The 25,205-nt window shown below is 47.2% G+C and carries 22 protein-coding genes and 1 pseudogene; 17 read left to right on the top strand and 6 right to left on the bottom strand.

Annotation, left to right across the window (positions count from 1 at the left end; translation table 11 throughout):
* The first annotated feature begins 10 nt into the window (after positions 1–10).
* The 10 genes from M1D65_RS19745 to M1D65_RS19700 all read left to right on the top strand — a co-directional run bounded on the left by M1D65_RS19745 (position 11) and on the right by M1D65_RS19700 (position 10,466).
* Positions 11–685, top strand: a complete 675-nt coding sequence (locus tag M1D65_RS19745) for an amino acid ABC transporter permease (RefSeq protein WP_015715006.1) — start codon at positions 11–13, stop codon at positions 683–685.
* Between the two features lie 12 nt (positions 686–697).
* Complete coding sequence (locus tag M1D65_RS19740; RefSeq protein ID WP_456270703.1) at positions 698–1,447, top strand: amino acid ABC transporter ATP-binding protein; 750 nt, start codon at positions 698–700, stop codon at positions 1,445–1,447.
* Between the two features lie 15 nt (positions 1,448–1,462).
* Complete coding sequence (gene sndB / locus M1D65_RS19735; protein ID WP_276354398.1) at positions 1,463–2,605, top strand: N-acetyl-sulfur-metabolite deacetylase SndB; 1,143 nt, start codon at positions 1,463–1,465, stop codon at positions 2,603–2,605.
* Positions 2,602–3,939, top strand: a complete 1,338-nt coding sequence (locus tag M1D65_RS19730) for an MmgE/PrpD family protein (protein WP_276354397.1) — start codon at positions 2,602–2,604, stop codon at positions 3,937–3,939. The genes sndB and M1D65_RS19730 overlap by 4 nt, the downstream gene beginning before the upstream one ends.
* A gap of 69 nt (positions 3,940–4,008) precedes the next feature.
* On the top strand, positions 4,009–5,121 hold the full coding sequence (gene eutH / locus M1D65_RS19725; RefSeq protein ID WP_029318596.1) for an ethanolamine utilization protein EutH: 1,113 nt from the start codon (positions 4,009–4,011) through the stop codon (positions 5,119–5,121).
* A gap of 72 nt (positions 5,122–5,193) precedes the next feature.
* Positions 5,194–6,021 carry a DUF1206 domain-containing protein gene (locus tag M1D65_RS19720; RefSeq protein ID WP_015385093.1) on the top strand — a complete coding sequence of 276 codons (828 nt, stop codon included), beginning with the start codon at positions 5,194–5,196 and terminating at the stop codon, positions 6,019–6,021.
* A 133-nt stretch (positions 6,022–6,154) separates the two neighbouring features.
* Positions 6,155–7,096: a DNA-binding transcriptional repressor DeoR gene (gene deoR, locus M1D65_RS19715; RefSeq protein WP_003227124.1), complete on the top strand. Its 942-nt coding sequence runs from the start codon at positions 6,155–6,157 to the stop codon at positions 7,094–7,096.
* Between the two features lie 105 nt (positions 7,097–7,201).
* Positions 7,202–7,873, top strand: a complete 672-nt coding sequence (gene deoC / locus M1D65_RS19710) for a deoxyribose-phosphate aldolase (RefSeq protein ID WP_003227127.1) — start codon at positions 7,202–7,204, stop codon at positions 7,871–7,873.
* Between the two features lie 80 nt (positions 7,874–7,953).
* Entirely contained in the window at positions 7,954–9,135 is a 1,182-nt protein-coding gene (gene nupC, locus M1D65_RS19705; protein ID WP_003227130.1) for a nucleoside permease NupC, read from the top strand.
* 29 nt (positions 9,136–9,164) lie between these two features.
* Positions 9,165–10,466 (top strand): pyrimidine-nucleoside phosphorylase, encoded by a 1,302-nt coding sequence (locus tag M1D65_RS19700; protein WP_003227132.1) that lies wholly within the window; start codon positions 9,165–9,167, stop codon positions 10,464–10,466.
* 43 nt (positions 10,467–10,509) lie between these two features.
* On the opposite strand, the gene M1D65_RS19695 is transcribed toward M1D65_RS19700, so the two are convergent.
* The 6 genes from M1D65_RS19695 to hutP form a co-directional block, all read right to left on the bottom strand.
* Positions 10,510–11,937 (bottom strand): amino acid permease, encoded by a 1,428-nt coding sequence (locus M1D65_RS19695; RefSeq protein WP_124072581.1) that lies wholly within the window; start codon positions 11,935–11,937, stop codon positions 10,510–10,512.
* Positions 11,938–12,012: 75 nt separating this feature from the next.
* Positions 12,013–12,972: a formimidoylglutamase gene (gene hutG / locus M1D65_RS19690; RefSeq protein ID WP_064671742.1), complete on the bottom strand. Its 960-nt coding sequence runs from the start codon at positions 12,970–12,972 to the stop codon at positions 12,013–12,015.
* Positions 12,965–14,230, bottom strand: a complete 1,266-nt coding sequence (gene hutI, locus M1D65_RS19685; protein ID WP_456270702.1) for an imidazolonepropionase — start codon at positions 14,228–14,230, stop codon at positions 12,965–12,967. The genes hutG and hutI overlap by 8 nt, the downstream gene beginning before the upstream one ends.
* A 12-nt stretch (positions 14,231–14,242) precedes the next feature.
* On the bottom strand, positions 14,243–15,901 hold the full coding sequence (hutU, locus tag M1D65_RS19680) for a urocanate hydratase (protein WP_064671744.1): 1,659 nt from the start codon (positions 15,899–15,901) through the stop codon (positions 14,243–14,245).
* Complete coding sequence (gene hutH / locus M1D65_RS19675) at positions 15,898–17,424, bottom strand: histidine ammonia-lyase (RefSeq protein WP_015385086.1); 1,527 nt, start codon at positions 17,422–17,424, stop codon at positions 15,898–15,900. Before hutH ends, hutU begins: the two co-directional genes overlap by 4 nt.
* 112 nt (positions 17,425–17,536) lie before the next feature.
* Positions 17,537–17,983: a hut operon transcriptional regulator HutP gene (hutP, locus tag M1D65_RS19670; RefSeq protein WP_003243875.1), complete on the bottom strand. Its 447-nt coding sequence runs from the start codon at positions 17,981–17,983 to the stop codon at positions 17,537–17,539.
* 317 nt (positions 17,984–18,300) lie between these two features.
* Here hutP and M1D65_RS19665 point away from each other — a divergent pair.
* From M1D65_RS19665 to bglP, 7 genes and pseudogenes are all read left to right on the top strand, one after another.
* A pseudogene (locus tag M1D65_RS19665) lies at positions 18,301–18,463 on the top strand (hypothetical protein).
* 135 nt (positions 18,464–18,598) lie between these two features.
* Positions 18,599–20,008: an arabinan endo-1,5-alpha-L-arabinosidase AbnB gene (abnB, locus tag M1D65_RS19660; protein ID WP_064671745.1), complete on the top strand. Its 1,410-nt coding sequence runs from the start codon at positions 18,599–18,601 to the stop codon at positions 20,006–20,008.
* A gap of 305 nt (positions 20,009–20,313) precedes the next feature.
* A complete protein-coding gene (locus M1D65_RS19655) occupies positions 20,314–20,679 on the top strand; it encodes a YwqH-like family protein (protein ID WP_456270701.1) in 366 nt (121 codons plus the stop codon).
* 11 nt (positions 20,680–20,690) lie between these two features.
* Positions 20,691–20,960 (top strand): YwqI/YxiC family protein, encoded by a 270-nt coding sequence (locus M1D65_RS19650; protein WP_064671747.1) that lies wholly within the window; start codon positions 20,691–20,693, stop codon positions 20,958–20,960.
* 19 nt (positions 20,961–20,979) lie between these two features.
* Positions 20,980–22,596, top strand: coding sequence for a T7SS effector LXG polymorphic toxin (locus M1D65_RS19645; protein WP_064671748.1), 1,617 nt, complete (start codon positions 20,980–20,982; stop codon positions 22,594–22,596).
* 16 nt (positions 22,597–22,612) lie between these two features.
* A complete protein-coding gene (locus M1D65_RS19640; protein WP_015250873.1) occupies positions 22,613–22,951 on the top strand; it encodes a hypothetical protein in 339 nt (112 codons plus the stop codon).
* A gap of 419 nt (positions 22,952–23,370) precedes the next feature.
* Complete coding sequence (gene bglP / locus M1D65_RS19635) at positions 23,371–25,200, top strand: PTS beta-glucoside transporter subunit IIABC (protein WP_064671749.1); 1,830 nt, start codon at positions 23,371–23,373, stop codon at positions 25,198–25,200.
* Positions 25,201–25,205: the final 5 nt, after the last annotated feature.

Below are 25,205 nucleotides of genomic sequence, written 5' to 3'. Positions count from 1 at the left end.
AATCACCAGAATGAACACGATTGATTGGGAATTCATGATATCAGCGTTCCCGACTTTAATTCAGGCCCTTCCGATCACCTTGTTTATGGCAATAGCAGCTATGATTTTTGCCATTATCGGAGGACTTATTCTCGCACTCATTACAAAAAACAAAATTCCAGTGCTTCATCAGCTGTCAAAGCTGTATATATCCTTTTTCCGAGGCGTGCCGACACTTGTACAGCTGTTCTTAATCTATTACGGGCTGCCGCAGCTGTTTCCAGAGATGAGCAAAATGACAGCTCTCACAGCTGCCATCATCGGGTTAAGCTTAAAAAACGCAGCTTATTTGGCAGAAATCTTCCGGGCCGCCCTCAATTCTGTTGATGACGGGCAGCTGGAGGCGTGCCTGTCTGTCGGTATGACAAAATTTCAGGCATACAGACGGATTATTTTGCCGCAAGCGATCCGAAATGCGATCCCGGCAACGGGCAATACATTTATCGGGCTCCTGAAAGAAACGTCACTGGCCTTTACATTAGGGGTCATGGAGATGTTCGCCCAAGGGAAGATGTACGCTTCAGGAAACCTCAAATATTTTGAGACGTACTTGGCGGTTGCGATCGTCTATTGGGTTCTTACCATTATCTACAGCATGTTGCAGGACTTGTTTGAACGTGCCATGAGCAAGCCATACCGGACTTAGAGGTGAAATCAGTTGATAACAGTAAAAAATATTCGCAAAGCGTTTAAAGATCTCGTCGTGCTCGACGGAATCGATCTAGAAGTGAAACGCGGAGAAGTGGTGGCAATCATCGGTCCGTCCGGTTCCGGAAAGTCAACGCTTCTCCGGTGCTTAAATTTATTAGAGCGTCCGGATCAAGGACTTATTGAAATCGGAGAAGCCAAACTGAACGCGGAAAAGTTTACACGCAAGGAAGCATATCGGCTTCGCCAGCAAACGGCCATGGTCTTTCAAAACTACAATCTGTTTAAAAATAAAACGGCTCTGCAAAACATTACAGAAGCTTTAATCGTGGCTCAACATAAACCACGCGACGAAGCGAAACGTATTGGAATGGAGATTCTGAAACAAGTCGGTCTGGAGCATAAGGCTGACAGCTATCCGATCACAATGTCCGGCGGCCAGCAGCAGCGAATCGGCATTGCGCGGGCGCTTGCGGTCAATCCGCATGCGATTTTACTGGATGAACCAACGTCAGCGCTTGACCCTGAGCTCGTCACAGGGGTGCTTCAGGTCATCAAGTCCATTGCGGAAAAACAAACAACGATGATCATTGTTACACACGAAATGGCGTTTGCAAAAGAGGTTGCTGATCAAGTGATTTTTATGGCAGACGGCCATATTATCGAGCAGGGAACGCCAAAAGAACTGTTTGACCATCCGAAAAACGAACGGACGAAACGATTTATCAAGCAGGTGGGAGAGCCTGCAGAGCTTATATAAGAAGGGAGAAGAACAATGGCCGACACAGCGTTTCATACCTGTTTAATCAATATGCGGCGTGATCTTCATGAACATCCTGAGCTGTCATTTCAAGAGGTTGAAACGACGAAAAAAATCCGCCGCTGGCTTGAGGAGGAGCAAATCGAAATACTTGATGTTCCTCAATTGGAGACTGGCGTGATTGCAGAAATCAAAGGACGGGAAGACGGCCCCGTGATAGCAATACGAGCGGATATTGACGCGCTCCCGATCCAAGAACAGACGAATCTCCCGTTTGCATCTAAGGTTGATGGCACAATGCATGCGTGCGGACACGATTTTCATACTGCTTCTATTATTGGCACAGCGATGTTGCTGAATCAAAGAAGGGCCGAGCTGAAAGGTACAGTCCGCTTTATCTTTCAGCCGGCCGAAGAAATTGCCGCAGGAGCAAGAAAGGTTCTAGAAGCTGGCGTACTTAATGACGTTTCTGCGATTTTCGGCATGCACAATAAGCCGGATCTGCCTGTCGGAACCATTGGTGTAAAGGAAGGTCCGCTTATGGCAAGTGTTGACCGGTTTGAGATCGTCATCAAAGGGAAAGGCGGACACGCCGGCATCCCGAATAACAGTATTGATCCAATCGCTGCAGCCGGACAAATCATCAGCGGGCTGCAATCTGTGGTCAGCCGCAATATCAGCTCACTGCAAAACGCAGTCGTCAGTATCACAAGAGTACAGGCGGGCACCTCGTGGAACGTGATTCCAGACCAAGCTGAAATGGAGGGGACGGTTCGAACCTTTCAAAAAGAAGCGCGGCAGGCTGTTCCGGAGCATATGAGACGAGTGGCTGAAGGAATTGCAGCGGGCTATGGGGCACAAGCAGAATTCAAGTGGTTTCCTTATTTGCCTTCCGTTCAGAATGACGGCACATTTTTGAATGCGGCATCCGAAGCTGCGGCACGGCTTGGCTATCAAACCGTTCACGCTGAGCAGTCTCCGGGCGGAGAAGACTTCGCTCTGTATCAAGAGAAGATTCCGGGATTTTTTGTCTGGATGGGAACGAACGGGACGGAGGAGTGGCATCATCCGGCCTTTACACTGGATGAAGAAGCCCTTACGGTTGCCTCTCAATACTTTGCGGAGCTGGCGGTTATTGTATTGGAGACCATCAAATGAGCAAACAAGGGCTGACAGCAGGTCTTGCAGCGGCTGTGAGAACGTCACAACCTGAGCATTCAGTTGACGCGATTCGCGAAGCAAAAAAAGGATTACTTGATTTTACTGCCGCTTCATTCGCAGGAAGAGAAGATAAAGGAATTCAAAAGCTCCTCCGTCTGATAGAGGATGAAGGAGGCCGGCCCCTTGTTCCTATTATCGGACAGGGCAAAAAGGCCGCGCCATTACAATCCGCGATGCTGAATGGATTTATCGCCCATGCATTGGATTTTGATGATGTCCACTCCGATGTAAGAGGACACCCCAGTGCCGTCATCGTACCGGCCCTTATTGCATCTGCCGCTCGCGGACATGACGAGCGGCTTCTTGGCGCTTATATTGTTGGTGTTGAAGTGATGGCACGGCTGGGAGAATCAATTGGCAGCCGCCACTATGAAAAGGGCTGGCATAATACAGGAACGCTTGGTGCCATCGCTGCTGCCTGCGCCGTAGGTTATGCTGAGGAGCTGACTCAGGAAGAGCTGGAAAAAGCAATTGGTTTTGCGGCTACGCAATCTGCTGGGATGAGGGTGCAATTTGGAACAGAAATGAAACCGCTGCACGCCGGTTTGGCGGCTCAGGCTGGCTTGCTGGCCGTTAAGCTGGCCCAATCAGAATTTGGCGGGTCCCGCACGGCATTTGATGGAGAAACTGGTTTCTTCAGTCTGTACGGTGACGTTGAAAAAGCACAACACACTTTGCTAAACGATTGGGGGGCACCGTGGAGAATTGTGCAGCCGGGTCTATGGTTTAAAATCTATCCATTTTGTTCCGCGGCACACCATGCTGCAGATGCGGTACGACAGCTTATCTCCGAAGAAACCATTTCTGCTGCCAATACCGAACGTATTGAAGTGATATTTCCGCCAGGCGGAGATGCTGCATTGACGGAAAGATCTCCAAAAACTGGAGAGGAAGGCCGTTTCAGCGTTGAATATGTGATTGCTCTTGCTTTGCATGGACACGGCCTGACCGTTGAACATTTCAGCAACCAGCCGATCCCAAGCGGGGTTCAAACGACAATGGGGCGAATTCAGCGCATATATGACAATGCTATTCAGCCGGCTCCTCATGCCGTTCCAAAAGGCCGTTTCACGATTGTCCGGGCCTATTTATCAGACGGCCGGATTTGCGAAGCGCGTGTGGACTGCCCAAAAGGGGCGCCAGGAAATGAGCTGTCGGAAGAAGACATAATAGAAAAATTGACATTAACGGTCCCGCAAGAAAAAGCGCGGAGCATCATAACAGCCGTTGAAAAAGCCGATATAAAAGAATTTTTAGCTCATATTGAATAAGATCAACTCTATTCGGTGATTTCAGATGATATGATAAAACCAATCATACGTTTGAAAAAGGAGAAAACCATGACGGTGAATGACGCGGTTGTATTCATTTTGGCTGCCTTTTTACTATGGGGAGCGGCGGATTATTGTTTGGGAAACAGATGGGGGCTAGGCGAGCGGTTTGCGGACGGCTTTAAGGCTATGGGGCCGCTGGCGCTGTCCATGATCGGAATTGTGTCGCTGGCGCCCGTGCTGGCAGCAATCCTGATTCCCATTGTTGCTCCGTTTTACACGGCGATTGGCGCGGACCCTTCTTCCTTTGCGAACACCATTTTGGCGATTGATATGGGAGGATATGCGCTGGCTGGAGAAATGGCGAAAGATCCGCAGGCCGGGCTGTTTTCATGGGTGTTTTTAGGAACAATGATGGGGCCGGCAATCGTCTTCACGATTCCCGTCGCTCTTGGCATCATCGAAAAAGAGGATCATCCGTATTTTGCGAAAGGCATATTAATCGGGCTGTGCACAGTGCCGATCGGTTGCTTAATCGGCGGATTATGCGCAGGCTTTGACATCGGCATGATAGGTAAAAATCTTCTGATCCCGAGTCTGTTATCTGCTGTGATCGCTTTTGGGTTATGGCGATACACCGACAGAATGATTCAGTTGTTTCATCTCTTCGGGAAAGCGGTCAGTGTGGTTGCGATTATCGGGCTTGCAGCTGTTTCTGTTGAAACGATGACCGGCATTGTGCTGATTCCGGGAATGGAGAATGTCGAGACAGGGATACAAACGACAGGGACCATCGCCATTGCCTTGGCAGGGGCGTTTCCAATGACGGCTTTTATTACAAAAACCTTTAAAAAACCGCTTCAGGCCCTGGGGAAACACCTTCATTTAGATGAGACAGCAACAGCAGGATTAGTGACCTCTTTGGCGCATCATATCCCGATGCTGGCTTCATTAAAGAATATGACGCCGAGAGGAAAGGTTATCAATGTCGCGTTTGCGGTCAGCGGCGCCTTTGTACTCGGCAGCCATCTCGGTTTTGTAGCTGGAATGAAAAAAGAAATGGCGGCGGCCATGATCATTGGGAAATTAGCAGGCGGAGTCACAGCTGCCGCAGCGGCTGCTTGGATGACACCTGCACAATCAGCTAAACAGCAAAAACGTATCTCAGCCAGCCATAGCTGAGGCAGAAGCTGTTTCAACTTTGTCCAATCGGGAATGTTACAGTAAAGATTTCTGTGAAAGAGGGTTGGACACATGGCGGTGAAAGACCGGTACATGTCAAAAATAAAACAGGAAACCAAGCCTTGGATCAAACGATTCGGGAGGCTTGGTTATTTTGCATTCGGCGGCGTTTTTATTCTGCTTGGGGTTTTGGCTTTTATGACGGCTGCCGGGGCAGGCCGCGCGAAAGATTCGAGCGGAGCGCTCCAAACGCTATCACGCATGCCGTATGGGTCACTATTGCTTTTTTTAATAGGCATCGGCCTTATCGGCTATGTAATCTGGATGGTGTTAAGTGCGATCAAGGACACGGAGGGGCACGGAAACAGCAGGCGAGGCCTGTCACGGAGAATAGGAAACTTTTTCAGTGCCGCCGTTTATACATCCATCGCTTGGAATGCCTTGCGATTTGTGTTTGGCCAAGGGGACGGCGGCACTTCAGAACAGACGTGGTCCGCTTATGTATTGGCGCAGCCATTCGGCCAATGGCTCACAGGGCTTACGGGTGCGGGTTTTATCGTATTTGCGATTGTTCAATTTATGAAAGGCGTTCGGGCTGCTTTTATGAAAGAATTCGATACATCAAAAATGAACAAACAGATGATATGCATCACGAAAAACACCGGGCGCGCAGGCAATATCGCCCGCGCCATTATTTTCTCAGCCATCGGCTATTTTCTCATCAAGACAGCCATGACCGCTGATCCTGACGACACAAGAGGCTTTGACGGTGCGCTCGCCGAACTCGCGCAGCAGCCGCATGGCAAATTGATTCTATCTATATTGGCATTAGGCCTGATCCTATATGGAATGTACGCCATTATGAAAGGCATTTATCAGCATATGACCTGGGAGAAGTAAGCTCTGGGCAGGTCCGCGCCCAGAGCGTTTTTCAGTTTCTTAGAAATCAGGTGGATGAAAGTCGGCGCCAGCCTGTATAATAAAAGCAAATCAAAAGCAGTTTTATCAGGACTGATCCACAGGGAGGTGCAGAATGGATCGGGAAAAACAACAATTAAGCATAGAAGCGGCAAGGCTTTACTATCAGTCTGACTACAGTCAGCAGCAAATTGCTGAGCAGCTCAACATTTCAAGGCCAACCGTTTCCCGGCTGCTGCAATATGCAAAGGAAAAAGGGTATGTCCAGATTCGCGTCATGGACCCTTTTGAGGATTTGGATGCGCTCGGTTCCATACTTGAAGAGAAATACGGGCTCCTTGAGGCGCATGTTGTGTTTTCCCCGACACCCGATTATGCAGGAATTACACATGACCTAAGCCGCTATGGTGCAGAATATATGCATGAAACGGTAAAAGACGGCGACATTGTCGGCGTCAGCTGGGGAACCACCATGTATCAAATCGCGCAAAACATGCAGCCGAAGCAGGTAAAAGGCGTCGAGGTCGTCCAGCTAAAAGGCGGCATCAGCCATTCCCGGGTAAACACGTATTCGGCTGAAACGATTCAGCTGTTTGCAGAGGCTTTTCAAACGATGCCGCGCTATCTCCCGCTTCCCGTCGTGTTTGATAATGCGGATGTGAAGCGAATGGTGGAGAAAGACCGTCATATTGAGCGGATCATCGAGATGGGAAAGCAGGCGAATATCGCTCTCTTCACGGTGGGGACTGTCCGTGATGAAGCGCTGTTGTTCCGACTCGGATATTTTAACGAAGAAGAGAAAGCCCTGCTGAAAAAACAGGCCGTGGGGGATATTTGTTCACGCTTTTTTGATGCGAAAGGGAATATTTGCAGCAGCGCCATCAATGACCGGACCATCGGTGTTGAGCTTCAAGACCTTAGACTGAAGGAACGCTCCATTTTAGTTGCCGGCGGAAGCAGAAAAGTATCTTCCATTCACGGAGCATTAACCGGAAAATATGCCAACGTTTTAATCATTGACCAGCATACCGCGAGGGCGCTTGTTAATGATTTGTGACACGTTCAAACCTTCCGTTGAACAAAATTTCAATTACCAATTTACATATGTTCAAAAGTCGGTTATGCTAAAAAATATCTTAACAAAAAAGGAAGTGTGCGAAGGATGTCATTAGCCAACATAATTGATCATACAGCTTTGAAACCGCATACACAAAAAGCGGACATTCTAAAACTAATTGAAGAAGCGAAAACATACAAATTTGCTTCAGTATGTGTCAATCCGACATGGGTGGAGCTTGCTGCAAAAGAGCTTAAGGGAACTGGAGTCGACGTTTGTACGGTCATCGGCTTCCCGCTCGGTGCCAATACAACTGAAACAAAAGCGTTCGAAACGAAAGACGCCATTTCAAAAGGCGCCACTGAAGTGGATATGGTCATTAATATTGCCGCTTTAAAAGACAAGGAAGACGATGTAGTGGAAGCTGATATCCGCGGTGTAGTGGAAGCTGCAGCCGGAAAAGCGCTTGTCAAAGTCATTATCGAAACGTGCCTTCTGACTGATGAAGAAAAAGAACGTGCATGCCGTTTAGCGGTGTCTGCGGGAGCGGATTTCGTAAAAACATCAACAGGCTTTTCTACAGGCGGCGCAACGAAGGAAGATATCGCCTTAATGCGCAAAACAGTAGGGCCTGATATCGGCGTCAAAGCATCTGGCGGCGTCAGAACGAAAGAAGATGTAGACACAATGGTAGAGGCCGGAGCAAGCCGAATTGGCGCCAGCGCAGGCGTTTCTATCGTAAAAGGAGAAAATGCATCAGGCGGAGACAACTATTAAGAGCTGACGGAAGGCAGACTGCTTTCCGTTTTCTGAGGAAACAGTGATTGTAAGCGAATACAAATAAAGGAGAAACACATATGAAGTATTTGATTGGGATTATCGGTTTACTCGTGTTTTTAGGCCTCGCGTGGATCGCGAGCAGCGGCAAAAAAAGAATTAAGATCCGCCCAATTGTTGTTATGCTCATTTTGCAATTTATTCTTGGCTACATTCTCCTCAATACCGGAATAGGGAATTTCCTCGTGGGAGGATTTGCAAAAGGATTCGGTTACCTGCTTGAATACGCGGCAGAGGGAATTAACTTTGTGTTTGGCGGCTTGGTGAATGCGGACCAAACGACATTCTTTATGAATGTTCTCTTGCCAATCGTGTTTATATCCGCTCTGATCGGGATTCTGCAAAAGTGGAAAGTCCTCCCGTTTATTATTAGATATATTGGCCTTGCCCTCAGCAAGGTAAACGGTATGGGAAGATTGGAATCGTATAACGCAGTGGCTTCTGCGATTTTAGGGCAGTCAGAAGTATTTATCTCCTTGAAGAAAGAACTCGGTCTTTTAAATCAGCAGCGCTTGTACACGCTTTGCGCATCTGCGATGTCAACTGTGTCAATGTCGATTGTCGGCGCGTATATGACAATGCTGAAACCGGAATATGTTGTAACAGCGCTGGTCTTGAACTTATTTGGCGGTTTCATAATTGCTTCTATTATTAATCCGTACGAGGTTGCAAAAGAAGAGGATATGCTTCGTGTTGAGGAAGAAGAAAAACAATCCTTCTTCGAAGTGCTCGGAGAATACATCCTTGACGGTTTCAAAGTAGCGGTTGTCGTCGCTGCGATGCTGATTGGATTTGTCGCGATTATTGCCTTGATCAATGGCATTTTTAATGCAGTATTCGGTATTTCGTTCCAAGGCATTCTTGGATATGTGTTTGCTCCATTCGCTTTTCTTGTGGGTATCCCATGGAATGAAGCTGTTAATGCGGGAAGCATTATGGCAACAAAAATGGTATCGAATGAATTTGTCGCCATGACGTCGCTTACGCAAAACGGTTTCCATTTCAGCGGCCGTACAACAGCGATCGTATCGGTATTCCTTGTGTCATTTGCGAACTTCTCCTCAATCGGAATCATTGCCGGTGCCGTAAAAGGACTGAATGAAAAGCAAGGAAATGTCGTCGCTCGTTTCGGCTTGAAATTATTATACGGTGCTACTCTTGTCAGCTTTTTATCAGCAGCAATTGTGGGCTTGATTTACTGAACTTAATCGAAAAGGATCGGTGACCAAACATGAGAATGGTAGATATCATCATCAAAAAACAAAACGGAAAAGAACTCACCACTGAAGAAATTCAATTTTTCGTGAACGGCTATACAGACGGAAGCATTCCTGATTATCAGGCAAGCGCGCTTGCTATGGCGATTTTCTTCCAGGATATGAGTGACCGTGAACGCGCGGACTTGACGATGGCTATGGTGAACTCCGGTGAAACGATTGATCTTTCTGCCATTGAAGGAATTAAAGTGGATAAACACTCCACCGGCGGCGTCGGCGACACGACAACACTCGTTCTCGCTCCGCTTGTTGCGGCTCTTGACGTGCCGGTTGCCAAAATGTCCGGCCGCGGCCTCGGCCATACGGGCGGCACGATTGATAAGTTAGAGGCAATTGACGGCTTCCACGTGGAACTGACGAAGGATGAATTTATTAAACTTGTGAACCGCGACAAGGTTGCGGTCATCGGCCAAAGCGGCAATTTAACGCCGGCTGATAAAAAACTGTACGCGCTTCGTGATGTAACGGGAACGGTCAATTCCATTCCGCTCATTGCAAGCTCGATTATGAGCAAAAAAATCGCTGCCGGGGCGGACGCCATCGTGCTTGACGTAAAAACGGGAGCGGGCGCCTTCATGAAAACAGAAGAAGACGCAGCTGAACTTGCCAAAGCGATGGTACGCATCGGAAATAACGTCGGCCGTCAAACAATGGCTGTCATTTCAGACATGTCCCAGCCACTCGGCTTTGCGATTGGAAATGCGCTTGAAGTCAAAGAAGCGATCGACACACTCAAAGGCGAGGGGCCTGAGGATCTTCATGAGCTTGTCTTAACGCTCGGCAGCCAGATGGTTGTGCTTGCGAAAAAAGCCGATACATTGGACGAAGCGAGAGCGAAGCTGGAAGAAGTCATGAAAAACGGCAAAGCGCTTGAGAAATTCAAGGATTTCCTGAAAAACCAAGGCGGCGACAGCTCAATTGTTGACGATCCGTCTAAGCTTCCGCAAGCCGCATATCAAATTGATGTGCCTGCCAAAGAAGCGGGTGTCGTCTCTGAAATCGTTGCGGACGAAATCGGCGTCGCGGCGATGCTGTTAGGTGCCGGCCGCGCCACAAAAGAAGACGAAATCGATTTAGCCGTCGGCATCATGCTCCGCAAAAAGGTCGGCGACAAAGTAGAAAAAGGGGAACCGCTCGTAACGCTTTACGCCAACCGCGAAAACGTTGATGAAGTCATTGCAAAAGTCTATGACAACATCCGCATCGCCGCGGAAGCGAAGGCGCCGAAGCTGATTCATACGTTAATTACAGAATAAAAAATAAAGCACATCCCATGCTGGGCGGGGTGTGCTTTTTTAATTATAGGATGTGATCGGCCGGATATTCCTCTTGGCTGATTTTTTTCGCTTTTGTAACATTTCTTTTGAAATGGTAGATGAGATAGCAAAGGATGATACAAGGAACTCCGCAGAAAAGTGCGATTCTTTGATTGGGATCAAAAGCAAGACCGATACAAGAAGCAGAACATAATAAGAGAGCGGCTATAGGCATAAGAGGATAAAGCGGCGTGCGAAATGTCAGCTCTTTTACATTCCCCCCTTTTTTCAGAAATCTCTTTCGAAACAAGAGCTGGGACAAGGCAATGCTCATCCAGACCACGACTCCTGCAAATCCAGCAATTGCGACCATCACCACATAGACAGTTCCAGGGGCCACGATACTGGAAACGAGAGATAAACAAGATACAGCCATACTGATCATTAAGGCATTTAAAGGAATGCCTTTAGAGGTCACTTTCTTAAAACGGGAGCTGATCATGTTTTCATTTGCTAACGACCACATCATACGGGTCGAAGCATATAAGCCTGAATTGGCGACGGACAGCAAGGCTGTTAATATTACGAAATTCATAATATCACCGGCGTAAGGGATTCCGATCTCCGCAAATACGGCGACAAACGGGCTTTCAATGACTCCTGCTTCCTTCCACGAAATTAACCCGGATAATACGAACACAGCGCCAATGAAAAAAATCACGGTTCTCCATGCGACATTACGGATGGATCGCGGAATATCCTTTTGAGGATTTGCTGATTCACCTGCTGTGACTCCGATTAATTCTGTTCCGGAAAAGGCAAAGCTCACAGATATCATCGCGATAAATACGGCGAGAAAGCCATTTGGAAACAATCCTCCATGATCTGTGAAATTTGACAACATAGGAGCATCAGCCGTCCCGTTTAAAGAGATCAAGCCAAACATGGCGGCTCCTCCTAAAATGATAAATAAAATGATGGTGACAATCTTCACGCTGGAAAACCAAAATTCGGTTTCCGCAAATAACTTGACTGAGAATGCGTTGCATACGAAAAGGAGAGCTGCAAAAATCGCACTCCACATCCATACGCTGCTGTCAGGAAACCAGCGCTGCATGAGAATACCGGATGCGGTAAACTCAGAGCCTACCGTCACCACCCAATTGATCCAGTACATGATGCCGACCATAAAACCGGTAGATGGACCGATAAATGTTGTAGCATATTTTTGAAAAGAGCCGGTCACCGGCATGGCAACCGACAATTCGCCGAGACATTGCATGACGAGGTACATCATCAACCCGCCGATTACATAAGCGAGTATCGTACCGCCGGGTCCGGCTTGATGTAGCGTATAGCCCGTACTGAGGAAAAGTCCTGTGCCTATGACGCCTCCCAATGAGATCATAAATAGGTGCCTGCTTTTCATTGTGCGTTTTAGCTGTTGGCTGCTGTTCTCCTGAAGATTCACTGTCTCGCCCTCCTTTTAGCTGCCATTCCTTAGGCAGATGAGTTTCTTATACCCAAAATACAACCTGCCAGAAGATCACTTGAATGGGGAGAGTTTCATTCCTTTTAATGCGTGTAACAGAACATGAGCTGCAGCTCTGCTTGTCATATCTCGAAAATCGAGGGTAGGATCGACTTCAACAATTTCAATCCCGGCAACATTGGGCTGTTGTGCGATGTACTTGACTGCTTCAAGCAATTCGTCTGTATAGAGGCCGCCCGGGCCAATCGCTGGACAGCCGGGTGCATGGGACTGGTCTAAGACATCCATGTCAACAGATATAAAAATGAAATCTGTTTTATCTTGAACAACAGGCAAAATCTCTTTTATCGTTGGGATTAGTCCTGTTTCCCGGATCATGTCCATCGTGTGAATGTTCACGCTATGTTTTTTTGCATATGCTTCATAGGCCTGGCTGTTGCTGAATTCTCTGATACCCAGCTGGATCAAATGTTGACCTTCAATGATCTCTTCATCCAAAAGGCGGCGGAAGGGGGTGCCGTTTGTCGGCCCCCCGTCCTCCGTATTGCGAACATCGTGATGGGCATCAAATTGAATCACTGCTGCTGTTCCTTTCGTTTGTGCTATCGCTTTTATAGTGGAGTAGCTGATCGAGTTATCTCCCCCGAGAATGAGCGGCACCCAATCCGGATGGTCCGAAAGCAAAGCGTGCATGGTTTGGAAAATGTGATGATGTGACTTTGCGATATCAGTGACATGAATATCGATATCCCCCAGATCATATAGAAGCTCCGATACGACGTGCTCTCCAAGCTCAGCAGAATAGGCTGATGAATGTTTCAGAGACTGGCGTATTGTTCCGGGTGCAAAGCAAGCGCCTGAATGACTGATGGATGATTTTGATAGGGGGACACCTATCAACGCCGGTCCCTTAATGTCTTGGCCGTCCCATGTTGCGATCAGGTCGCTCATTTTTGTGACATCCCGGTCTTTAAACGAAGACCCGGCTTCTCTGAGAAAAGGGTACTTATCCAAGAATAGCTCCCTCCCTATTGACAACAATTGTTCCGTTTTTCATGACTTGATGTACATGATTGACCCCGTAGTGATACGGAATATACATATAGTTCGAGGCTTGCCAAATGACTAGATCAGCTGAGCGGCCGACTTTGAGCTGACCGGCTTCTTCTCCTTTCCCTATGGCGTATGCGGCATTGACTGTGACCGCGTGCCATATTTCTTCTGCAGTCATCTTCAGATGAAGCGCGGCAATCGACATGATCAGCTGGATATTTTCAGTCGGCGAGCTGCCAGGATTAAAATCCGTTGCCAAGCTGATACATACCCCTTCATCAATCATAGCTCTTGCCCTGGCGTATGTGCTTTTGCCAAGATAAAATGTCGTGCCCGGCAAGAGGACGGCGATCGTTCCTGCCTCAGCCAATTTCTTTATGCCTTCGTCCGATGCACCTACCAAATGGTCGGCTGAGACGGCCTTTAGCTCACCTGCTAATTCAGCACCTCCAAGCGGATCGATTTCATCTGCGTGTATTTTTAATCCGAAGCCTGCCTCAGCTGCTTTTTGTAAATAACGGCGGGATTGGCTGACTGTAAAAACGCCTGTTTCTGTAAAGATATCAGCGAAGCTGGCGAGCTCCAGCTCTTTGATTTCCGGCAAAAGGGAAAGCATTTGATCCAGAAATTGATCTGGATCGTTTTGATATTCGGGAGGAATCGCATGGGCTCCCATAAATGTGGAAACAAGGTCAACAGGCTGGCTTTCATGCAGTTTTTTTGCGACACGCAATTGTTTGAGCTCTGTCTCTTTTTCCAAGCCGTAGCCGCTTTTCACTTCTGCTGTGGTTGTGCCGTAGGACAGCATTCTTTGCAGATGAAAATGGGCTTTTTGCAGCAGCTCTTCTTCTGAAGCCGCCCTGGTATCCTTGACTGTAGACAGAATCCCGCCGCCCTGCGCCAGAATATCCAAATATGAAATGCCCTGAAGCTTAAGGTTCATCTCCTTTTCACGAGATCCGCCAAATACAAGATGGGTGTGCGGATCAAGGAGGCCAGGCGTTACAAGGCGTCCCGAACAGTCAATGATTTCGTCTGCCTCGTAACCGGCTTCAGCCCCTTTTTGTCCGGCGAACACAATTTTCTGTTCATGGATGCCGACAACAGCGTCTTCGATCACATGAAGATCCTGCATGCTTTTGCCTGCCCGCGGGCCGCTGCTTTCCATCGTCAAAAGCTGACCGATGTTGATGAGAATCGTATCAATTTGCTTTGGCATGTCATCACTCCTTTATTTTTGCATCGGCACGATAATGTCCTGTTCCTTCGCTACTTCAACGGCACGTTCATAACCCGCATCCGCATGACGGATAATGCCCATTCCTGGGTCGCTCGTTAAGACCCGCGCGAGCCGCTCGTCAGCCAGCTCACTTCCATCGGCCACTGCAACCATGCCGGCATGCAGGGAATAGCCCATTCCGACGCCGCCGCCATGGTGGAAGGAAACCCAGCTTGCACCCGCCGCCGTGTTGACAAGCGCATTTAGCACAGCCCAATCACCGACAGCGTCACTTCCGTCCTTCATCGCTTCTGTTTCCCGGTTTGGAGAGGCGACAGACCCGCAGTCCAAATGATCTCTCCCAATAACGACAGGCGCTTTTAGCTCCCCGGTTCTAACCAGCTCGTTAATGGCGAGGCCCATCTTTTTTCGTTCTCCATATCCAAGCCAGCAGATACGGGACGGCAAGCCTTGGAAGGTGACTTTTTCCTGTGCCATATCAATCCAGCGGTGAAGGGCTTTATTTGTCGGGAACAGCTCTTTTAATAACGCATCCGTACGGTAAATATCTGCCGGATCTCCGGAAAGCGCCGCCCAACGGAACGGCCCTTTTCCTTCACAGAATAAGGGGCGGATGTAGGCAGGGACAAACCCCGGAAAATCGAAGGCATTCTCCAGCCCTTCATCCTTTGCGACTTGCCGGATATTGTTGCCGTAGTCAAATACAATAGAGCCCTTTTGCTGAAAGGCCAGCATGGCTTCGACATGTTTTTTCATGCTTTGCTTCGCAAGGCGCACGTAAAGCTCTGGAGTGTCTTGACGCAAACGGTCAGCTTCATCAAGGGAATAGCCCTCGGGAACATAACCGATTAAAGGGTCATGGGCAGATGTCTGATCTGTCACAATATCAATTTTGACGCCTCGGTTCAAAAGTGTGTGATGCACCTCAGCTGCGTTTCCGAGAAGTGCAATGGACAAAGGTTTTCCTGCCCGCTTTGCCTCTTCAGCCCAAGCTAAGGCTTCCTCAATCGATGCTGTTTTTCGATCGCAGTATTTTGTTTCGATCCGCTTGTCGATGCGTTTCTCGTCAACCTCGACGGCAATCACGACGCCTTCATTCATCGTGACTGACAGCGGCTGGGCGCCTCCCATTCCGCCGAGACCCGCTGTCAGCGTCAACGTTCCTTTTAAGCTGCCCCCGAAGTGCTGTCGCGCCAGCTCAGCGAAGGTTTCATAGGTTCCTTGCAATATGCCTTGTGAGCCAATGTAAATCCAGCTGCCAGCCGTCATCTGTCCGTACATCATTAACCCTTTTTTCTCAAGTTCGTGGAAATGCTCCCAGTCTGCCCACTTCGGAACAAGAACAGAATTTGCTAGGAGCACGCGCGGAGCCTGCGGGTGTGTACGGAACATGCCAACGGGCTTTCCGGATTGCACGAGCAAGGTTTCATCATTTTTTAATGTTTTCAAGGAATGCTCAATGGCGTGAAATGCGTCCCAATCCCGTGCGGCTTTGCCGATCCCGCCATATACGATGAGGTCCTCCGGCTTCTCGGCGACTTCTGGATCAAGGTTGTTTCGAAGCATCCGAAGCACTGCCTCTTGCTCCCATCCTAAGCATTCAAGCTCTGTTCCTCTGTTGGCACGGATTGATTTTTTTACATCAGTCATATGTTCATCCCCCTTAGTTCTTTATTCTGATGATCAGGTATTAAAGATTCTTTCTTCAGCCAGTCAGTCAAGCGTTCAATGTCATAGGAAAATACACGGTCCTGCTGAATGGACGGCACGACTTTTCTCATTTCTTGAAAAAGTTGTTTCGTATAGGACGCTGCATGTTCTATGCCTCTGTATTCAACCGCCTGCAATGCGCAAATCGCTTCGATCGCAATGACTCTCCTTGTATTTGCAATTACCTGATAAGCATGCCGAGCGGCGATGGTTCCCATGCTGACATGGTCCTCTTGGTTGGCGGATGACGGAATGGAATCCACACTTGCAGGATGGGCCAGTGTTTTATTTTCAGAAACGAGTGAGGCCGCGGCGTACTGCATGATCATTGCACCGGATTGCAGACCGGGATGAGGGCTCAGGAACGGCGGCAGGTCATTCAGCTGCGGATTCACAAGTCGTTCGATCCTGCGCTCTGCGATATTCGCAAGCTCTGATATTGCGATTTTCAGAAAATCCATGGCAAAGGCGATCGGCTGTCCGTGAAAGTTTCCGCCGGAAATCACTTTGTCACCGTCATTGAAAATGAGTGGATTGTCTGTAGCTGCGTTCATTTCAATCTCTAATTTTTCTTTGACATAGCCTAGTGTCTGCCAAGTCGCACCGTGTACTTGCGGAATACAGCGCAATGAATAGGCATCCTGAACCCGCAGTTCTCCCTGGGAGGTTGTCAGGCCGCTGTCAGATAGATAAAAGCGAATTCGTTCTGCGACATCGATCTGCTCCTGATAGCCGCGGGCTGAGTGAATATCCTCGTCAAATGCATCGATAATTCCCCGCAAACCTTCAATCGTTAAGCTGGCAATGCGTTCTGTTTGATAGGCTAGTTTCTCAGCTTCAATGTAGGCGACCACTCCCATTGCAGTCATGGCCTGAGTCCCGTTAATCAAGGCAAGCCCTTCCTTGGATGTCAGCGTTACCGGTTGAATACCTGCTTTTTTCAAGCCTGTCATTGCCGGCATTCTTTCCCCCTCAAAAAAGACTTCTCCTTGCCCGATCAGCGCAAGCGCCAGGTGGGAAAGCGGCGCCAGATCTCCGCTTGCGCCAAGTGATCCCTGCTGGGGGATGACAGGATGGACGCGTTTATTTAAAAAAGCAAGCAACTGTTCGATCAGCTCAGCGCGTACACCGGAAAAGCCTTTTAACAGCGCATTGGCACGCAAAAGCAGCATTGCCCTGGAAACACACTCAGGAAAAGGGTCGCCGACTCCGCAGGCATGAGAAAGGATTAAATTCAGCTGCAGCGCCGCCGAGTCTTCTTTCTGAATCAGGACATCGCTGAATTTGCCAAATCCGGTGTTGATGCCGTAGATTGTCTTTTCGTCGCGTACAATCCGTTCCACTGCCGCTCTGCTTTTTTTCACGCGCTCCATACTTTCCTCGGAAGCCGCTGCCTCCTCAAAATCAAACAGCACACGAGCGACGTCGGCTGTTGTCAATGAAGAACCGTCTAAAGTCACCATAAGCCCAACTCCTTTTTCTTTACTTTGGTAAAGCGCCCATACAAAAAGGAGCTATGCTGTGAACATCTGTTTTCACGCATAGCCCCCTATCGTCTAAGATCTATGGGCTGTTTCATATGTGATTAATTCCAACACCGAATGTCTCGTGCTCAAGACCTTTAATCGGCGCCCCGATTGTTCCGTAAAGCGAGACAGCAATCCAATCGCCTTCTGCTTCACTTTCATAAGGATTTCCCCTCAAAACGGCAAACCTCAAGCCCACCGTCCGAAGCAGCGATCCCAGCAGCATTTCACCTCTGGTCACGCCATGCAAAGCCTCCATCGTCGCATGATAAAGCGCATGTGACTCCCGATAACCCTCAGATTGAATGACACCGCTCTTTTTGGAAGCGGTTTCAATTGCGGCTACTACTTTATGCGCGTCCATTGATCCTACCTTGCCAAGACAGACCTTCCATCCGTCTCGCTCCAGCTCCTCAACCTGCGTACTCTCTTCCGCCTCATTCAGCAGCAGGAGAACAGACAGCCGGCCGATCCGACGCTCTTTATGCAGTGTCATATGAATCACTCAATTCCTAAAAATTCTGATAACTATTAACTGAGTATTATATTAATTGGTTCAGCAGCAGAAGTCAAAAGGTTTTTTACAGTCTTTAACAAGTTAGATTGCTATTGTAATAGCGCGACGCAGAAAGCAGAACAGGTTTTTTCAGCGATTGCACACGATATCCAGACAAGGAGGCAAGCGCCGCTGTCTAACTCTCAATATGCGTTTACAAAGTCGCATTTTTCGTAAGGCGTTTTATAAAGAGCCAGCCGAATGACTCCGGTGTTGACGGGCAATCAGGCATCATCTTAAAAAACGCCGACAACGAAATGACTGTATCACAGTCGATGCAAAACCTGACAAAGCAGTTATTACATGTACGCGAATGAAAAACAGAGTGATGAAAGAAGGAGAAACAGCAAAAGAGTTGAACTATGAAGGAGAGGATATGCAAGCAGCAGTTCTGCGCAAAACAGACAGACATCAGTCTGACTATGTAAGAGAACAGTGAGAAATCACCTATCTGTTTGAATATGAAAACATTCGGCTGTTTTAATAGGCCGGGGTATCTTCATAGGGAAATGTAAGCGTTTAAAATTTAATAAAAAAGAGAGGCGAATTGTTTAGATGTTCAACCGATTGTTCCGTGTATGTTTTCTTGCAGCTCTTATCATGACCTTCACCCTCCCAAACTCCGTCTATGCACAAAAACCTGTATTTAAAGAAGTCAGCGTCCATGACCCTTCCATCATTGAAACAAACGGCACCTTTTATGTTTTTGGATCTCATCTCGCTTCAGCAAAAACAAATGACCTTATGCAATGGCAGCAGCTGACCAACAGCGTAAGCAATGACAACCCACTTATTCCGAATGTCTATGAAGAATTAAAAGAAACCTTCGAATGGGCCCAATCGGATACTCTTTGGGCGGCTGACGTCACGCAGCTGGCGGACGGCAAATACTACATGTACTACAACGCCTGCCGCGGCGACTCACCAAGATCCGCCATGGGTGTTGCCGTCGCTGACAACATCGAAGGGCCATACAAAAACAAAGGCATCTTTTTGAAATCAGGAATGGAAGGCACAAGCAACGATGGAACACCGTATGACGCAACAAAACATCCGAATGTCGTCGACCCGCATACCTTCTTTGATAAAGACGGCAAGCTGTGGATGGTGTATGGATCATACTCAGGCGGCATTTTCATACTTGAAATGAATCCGAAAACGGGCTTCCCGCTTCCTGGACAGGGATACGGGAAAAAACTGCTTGGCGGCAACCATAGCAGAATCGAAGGCCCGTATGTTCTCTACAATCCAGACACCCAATACTACTACTTATACCTATCATATGGCGGTCTTGATGCAACAGGCGGCTATAACATCCGTGTGGCCCGCTCCAAGAAACCAGACGGCCCTTATTATGATGCAGAAGGCAATCCAATGCTTGATGTCCGCGGCAAAGAAGGCACATTCTTCGACGACCGTTCCATCGAACCATACGGCGTCAAACTCATGGGCAGTTACACTTTTGAAACAGAAAATGAAAAAGGCACCGGGTACGTCTCACCAGGCCACAACTCCGCATATTATGACGAAAAAACCGGGCGTTCCTATTTAATCTTCCACACCCGCTTCCCGGGCAGGGGTGAAGAACACGAAGTCAGAGTCCACCAATTGTTCATGAACAAAGACGGCTGGCCGGTAGCAGCGCCATATCGTTATGCGGGCGAAACATTGAAAGAAGTAAAACAAAAAGACATCACAGGAACATACAAACTTATCCAGCACGGAAAAGACATCTCAGCCGACATCAAACAAACCATCAACATCCAGCTCAACAAAAACCACACCATTTCCGGGGAAATGACCGGAACATGGAAGAAAACCGGAAAAAATACCGCCGATATCACGTTACCAGGCAAGAAGTATAACGGGGTATTTTTACGCCAGTGGGATTCGATGAGAGAGAAGAACGTCATGACGTTTAGTGTGTTGAATGGCAGCGGTGAGGCTGTATGGGGATCTAAATAAGATGGAGAAGGCGCCTTCTAGAGAAGGCGCTTTTTTATGAGCTTTATTGACTATAAGAAATGGTTGAGCGAGAGAAAAAACAGAAGTGATAGCGTGGTTCAAGACCTAAACGAAAAGTCCCCATCATGATGATTCTCCCTCTTACAAAGTTATGAAATTGAATTTTTAGCTATTTAGAACCGGGATAAAGTTCCTCAAGACAATCCTTTTTACCTATTTATCCAATATGACCCATCATGTAATATGAAAATAGTCTGTATTGTAAAGAATTGACACAGTTTGATAGAAACACGAGGTGTTGCGGCATGCATAGTGAAATGTTGTTACATTCGGTAAAAGCCGACTTACATGAAAAGCAGGAACAGATCCATCAATTAAAACGAGTGCTGCACGAAATCAGGCAAATCAAACACGAATTCTCCGAGGCCCAGCATCTCATTCACCGGCCTCATCTTAACCGGGAGGCATGGAGAGGAATACATGCTCAGCGGTTTGAAGATATTCGTGAAGGAATGAACAAAGCATATCAGCAAATCAAAAGCGATCAAGTCATCGGAATCATCGAAAGCATAGAAGGAAAAATCCACTCATTAGAGGGCGATGTCTATTCCATAAGACGCCAAATTACGAGGATAGAGCATGAAATAGAGAAGGAAAAACATAAAAAGTGAGGTGAGCACAAATGGCACAGGAAATTAAAATGGTGTATGGCACAGTGAAGAAAGGGCTTTCTCAGCTCAAGAATTCAGCTGCACTCAAGTCCTCCTTGCCCGGCCATCTCTCAGGCAGAAACCATTTGAATGTTGTGAAGTCCATCGAGCAATTAAATAAGGACATCAAAGAGCTCACTGAAGCATATGCGTCTGTTCTGGCCAAGCATATCGCACAAACGGAAAGCGCGATAAACGCCATGAAGGAAACGGACGAAAACATATCATCTTCCATGAAATAAAGCGCGGGAGGACAAGGGATTGAAAACATTAGATGTCCACGCTCTTCACGAGGGCATTCAGCATACGATTGAGAAACTGGACAAGCAAAAACAACAGCTGGAGAAGCTGGAAAAAAGCGTTGAGCATCTGGCAGGCATGAAGGACGCGCTGAAAGGAAAAGGCGGAGATGCCATCCGGACCTTTTACGAGGAGTGCCACAAGCCTTTTCTCCTTTTCTTTGGCATGTTTATCGACGAATACAAAAAAGTGCTGAAACAAACACAGCATGCGATTTCCTCTGTAGAATCTGACTCCCACGGCATGATCGCAGAGGCTTTTCTCTCACACGATGCGAGACATGGGGTCAAGCATGCACGAGAAGTGACAGAGCAGCTCACTGACGCAGTCAATCGCCAGACATCAGCCATAGATCACATCGTCAGCCTGCCGACAGTCAATGATACCTTTTTCCGAATGGAGACAGAACAGGCTGAGCGACTGATTTCAGACACCCTGAATAAGCTCTTTCAATTTGACGGCCATCAAACTCAAGCACTAGAAACCGCAAAATCAGATTTTCAAACGATGAAAAAATATATAGACCAGCTCGAAACCATGTACACCGGCCCGAAAATTGAAATCACAGGCTACAAAAGCGGCTCCATCCTGAAATCACAGGAAGAAGAAAACATCAACCAAACCTTCGGCGCGATTAACCCGCAAATGAAGCAGGCGGATGATTCTCCGATGGAGATGATGTTGAAGAAATTAGCCGAGAATGAAAAGTCTAAAGTGGATTCAGTTGTCAAAACGGGTGATTCTAAAAAGGTAAGTAAAAATATCATCGTTATCAATGGTAAAGTGTATAATACGAGTGAACATAGAGAACATATAAAAACTGATTTCTCAAATGCAGAGGTTAAGCAAGTCGTTTATAATGATACACTTTACAATGTATACATATCTGGTAATGACATGAAGCTTGAACCTGTCGTCTCGCTTTCGGACATTAAAGTGGATGAGAATGGATATGTGAAAATTTTAGAGACAGCTGTAGAACTTACCGGCGTGTATGATCTTTTTAAGGCAGCCACGGGCAGAGATCCGGTATCAGGCGAAAAAGTCACAGGAAAAGACCGTGTTGTTGCCTCCATAAACTCAGTACCATTTGCCAAAATAGCTAAGTTAGAAAAGTTAATAGATATTAATAAACTTATTAATGATGGGAAAAAGGCTAAGAAGGCTGCGGAAGTTAAAAACGTTGCTAAGGATACGGGTAATGGTGTACCTTCTTATGGAAAGAAGTCAGTACCTAAAGGACCTTACAGAGAAGTACATGGATTCCCAGTTAAAGTAAAGCCAGGTGCTCAAGAGAAACATATTCCTAATACGCCAAATTACAAACAAGAAATAGCAAATGGTAAAAACAAGAGTATTTTCTATGGTGATAATAAAACAGCACAGGAATTGCTTGATAAGTTTGCAGGAAAAGGTCAACTACTACCAAACGGTAAAAAAGAAAGAGTAGACTTTGGTAAACCAATTGGAAAATACTATGATCGTGATACTGGTGAATACATTGAAACTACTAGAGGAATGATTCATTACGGAAAAGACGGAGCGCATATAGTGCCTTCAGAACCATTAAAGAAGTAATAAGAGGAGGATATACATGGAATATGATCCTTTAATAAAAGCGTTAAAAGAGTATAAAGATAGTGACTTGATAATAGAGTGGGATAGTGGATTAAAGATTATTGGTGAACCAGACACACTCTTTGAAACAGACAATGGGTTGGATGACGATGATGTGAATTTTATCGAATATTATGCAGTTACATTTCAAGTAAATGATATTTTAGCTCATCCTACTAGTGAAGAAAGTAGTTTATATAATTGGTTAATACAAAAGAAAGGTTCATTAGTTGAAATTTCACTTTATGATGATCCGCCAAGTGCAGTTTTTTTAACTGACGGAGAAAGTATATGGAAAAGGGATAGTCAAAAATAAAACATATACCTTGATGGGCTAATGCCTTTCAAGGTTTTTTACTTTTATATTAAGTCAGCTGATATATTTGATAGTATTTTCGGAAAAATAAAACAAAATATACAAAATGGCTTACCGTTATAAAAAATAGTCCTTATTGAGCAATCACCTTAGTCAACACCAAAAATGAAAGCGTTGACATCACGCAAATCTAGTGCTAAAGTATACCTACAAACAAATACAGCGACCCGTCAGGATTGTTACTGCGAAAGCAGGCAAAACCTAAATGGTGCAGGTGCAGGAGGAGACTCTCGCAATCTGTGTCATTTAGGTTTTTTTTATTCTCTTTTAGGAGGTGATGCAGCATTTGATAGAAAAAAAGCTGGTGAAAGGCGGCCACCTTTCATCCAGCAGTCCCCCCATAAAAAGGAGGTATACACATGGATTATGATAAATTATCGAAGGACATATTACAACTCGTAGGCGGTGAAGACAACGTTCAGCGCGTGATCCACTGCATGACGAGGCTGCGTTTTAATCTTCATGACAACGCGAAGGCGGATCGCAGTCAGCTGGAGCAGCTGCCGGGGGTGATGGGCACCAATATCAGCGGCGAGCAGTTTCAAATCATTATCGGAAACGATGTGCCGAAGGTGTATCAGGCGATTGTGCGGCACAGCAATCTCAGTGATGAAAAGAGCGCTGGTTCATCCTCTCAGAAAAAGAATGTGCTGAGTGCGGTCTTTGATGTGATTTCTGGTGTGTTTACCCCGATTTTGCCTGCGATTGCGGGAGCGGGGATGATCAAAGGGCTTGTTGCGCTGGCAGTTACGTTTGGCTGGATGGCGGAGAAGAGCCAGGTTCATGTCATTTTAACGGCTGTCGGTGACGGCGCGTTCTACTTCCTGCCGCTCCTGCTAGCGATGAGTGCGGCGAGAAAATTCGGAAGCAATCCGTACGTAGCGGCTGCCATTGCGGCGGCGATCCTGCATCCGGATTTGACAGCCCTGCTCGGTGCGGGGAAACCGATTTCCTTTATCGGGCTTCCTGTAACCGCTGCCACTTATTCGTCAACGGTCATCCCGATTTTGCTGGCGATTTGGATTGCTTCATACGTGGAAAAATGGATTGACCGTTTTACACACGCATCTCTCAAATTGATTGTGGTTCCGACATTCACGCTATTGATTGTCGTGCCGCTGACATTGATTACAGTCGGTCCGCTTGGCGCTATTTTAGGAGAATACTTGTCTTCTGGGGTCAATTATTTGTTTGATCATGCAGGGCTTGTGGCAATGATTTTGCTGGCGGGTACATTCTCTTTAATCATTATGACGGGCATGCACTATGCCTTTGTGCCGATCATGATCAACAATATCGCTCAAAACGGTCACGATTATTTACTGCCGGCTATGTTTTTGGCGAATATGGGGCAGGCGGGAGCATCATTTGCCGTCTTCCTTCGCTCCAGAAACAAAAAATTTAAATCACTTGCGCTTACCACAAGCATCACGGCGCTGATGGGGATTACAGAACCTGCGATGTACGGCGTGAATATGCGATTGAAAAAGCCGTTTGCGGCCGCTTTGATTGGCGGTGCAGCCGGTGGCGCGTTTTACGGCATGACGGGTGTTGCTTCCTATATCGTCGGGGGGAATGCAGGTCTCCCGAGCATCCCTGTCTTTATCGGCCCAACGTTTATTTACGCGATGATCGGCCTTGTGATTGCGTTTGCGGCGGGAACAGCAGCTGCGTATTTGCTTGGATTCGAGGATGTGCCTTCTGACGGCAGCCAGCAGCCGGCAGTGCATGAGGGCAGCAGAGAGATCATTCACAGCCCGATTAAGGGAGAAGTGAAAGCCTTAAGTGAAGTCAAAGATGGAGTGTTTTCTGCCGGGATCATGGGAAAAGGATTTGCCATTGAGCCTGAAGAAGGAGAAGTTGTGTCGCCTGTTCGTGGAAGCGTTACCACCGTTTTTAAAACAAAACACGCAATTGGCATTACGAGTGATCAGGGAGCTGAAATACTCATACACATTGGATTGGACACGGTAAAGCTGGAGGGACAATGGTTCACGGCTCACGTCAAAGAAGGCGACAAGGTCGCACCGGGAGATCCGCTCGTGTCCTTTGATCTGGAGCAAATCAAAGCCGCGGGATATGACGTTATTACCCCGGTGATTGTGACCAACACAGACCAATATTCGTTTTCGCCGGTGAAAGAGATCGGTAAAGTGCAGCCAAAAGAAGCGCTGCTTGCTTTATCTTAAAAAAC

The sequence above is a fragment of the Bacillus sp. JZ39 genome (genome assembly GCF_053903145.1).
This window is presented reverse-complemented; position numbering and strand designations above follow the sequence as displayed.

What these genes read in the sequence shown, in the direction of transcription:
- M1D65_RS19640 (WP_015250873.1), top strand. Translation starts at nt 22,613, where the DNA reads ATGGAATATGATCCTTTAATAAAAGCGTTAAAAGAGTATAAAGATAGT.
- deoC (WP_003227127.1), top strand. Translation starts at nt 7,202, where the DNA reads ATGTCATTAGCCAACATAATTGATCATACAGCTTTGAAACCGCATACA.
- hutP (WP_003243875.1), bottom strand. Translation starts at nt 17,983, where the DNA reads ATGACACTGCATAAAGAGCGTCGGATCGGCCGGCTGTCTGTTCTCCTG.
- M1D65_RS19655 (WP_456270701.1), top strand. Translation starts at nt 20,314, where the DNA reads ATGCATAGTGAAATGTTGTTACATTCGGTAAAAGCCGACTTACATGAA.
- M1D65_RS19650 (WP_064671747.1), top strand. Translation starts at nt 20,691, where the DNA reads ATGGCACAGGAAATTAAAATGGTGTATGGCACAGTGAAGAAAGGGCTT.
- sndB (WP_276354398.1), top strand. Translation starts at nt 1,463, where the DNA reads ATGGCCGACACAGCGTTTCATACCTGTTTAATCAATATGCGGCGTGAT.
- M1D65_RS19720 (WP_015385093.1), top strand. Translation starts at nt 5,194, where the DNA reads ATGGCGGTGAAAGACCGGTACATGTCAAAAATAAAACAGGAAACCAAG.
- abnB (WP_064671745.1), top strand. Translation starts at nt 18,599, where the DNA reads ATGTTCAACCGATTGTTCCGTGTATGTTTTCTTGCAGCTCTTATCATG.
- M1D65_RS19700 (WP_003227132.1), top strand. Translation starts at nt 9,165, where the DNA reads ATGAGAATGGTAGATATCATCATCAAAAAACAAAACGGAAAAGAACTC.
- eutH (WP_029318596.1), top strand. Translation starts at nt 4,009, where the DNA reads ATGACGGTGAATGACGCGGTTGTATTCATTTTGGCTGCCTTTTTACTA.
- deoR (WP_003227124.1), top strand. Translation starts at nt 6,155, where the DNA reads ATGGATCGGGAAAAACAACAATTAAGCATAGAAGCGGCAAGGCTTTAC.
- bglP (WP_064671749.1), top strand. Translation starts at nt 23,371, where the DNA reads ATGGATTATGATAAATTATCGAAGGACATATTACAACTCGTAGGCGGT.
- M1D65_RS19730 (WP_276354397.1), top strand. Translation starts at nt 2,602, where the DNA reads ATGAGCAAACAAGGGCTGACAGCAGGTCTTGCAGCGGCTGTGAGAACG.
- hutH (WP_015385086.1), bottom strand. Translation starts at nt 17,424, where the DNA reads ATGGTGACTTTAGACGGTTCTTCATTGACAACAGCCGACGTCGCTCGT.
- M1D65_RS19745 (WP_015715006.1), top strand. Translation starts at nt 11, where the DNA reads ATGAACACGATTGATTGGGAATTCATGATATCAGCGTTCCCGACTTTA.
- nupC (WP_003227130.1), top strand. Translation starts at nt 7,954, where the DNA reads ATGAAGTATTTGATTGGGATTATCGGTTTACTCGTGTTTTTAGGCCTC.
- hutI (WP_456270702.1), bottom strand. Translation starts at nt 14,230, where the DNA reads ATGCCAAAGCAAATTGATACGATTCTCATCAACATCGGTCAGCTTTTG.
- hutU (WP_064671744.1), bottom strand. Translation starts at nt 15,901, where the DNA reads ATGACTGATGTAAAAAAATCAATCCGTGCCAACAGAGGAACAGAGCTT.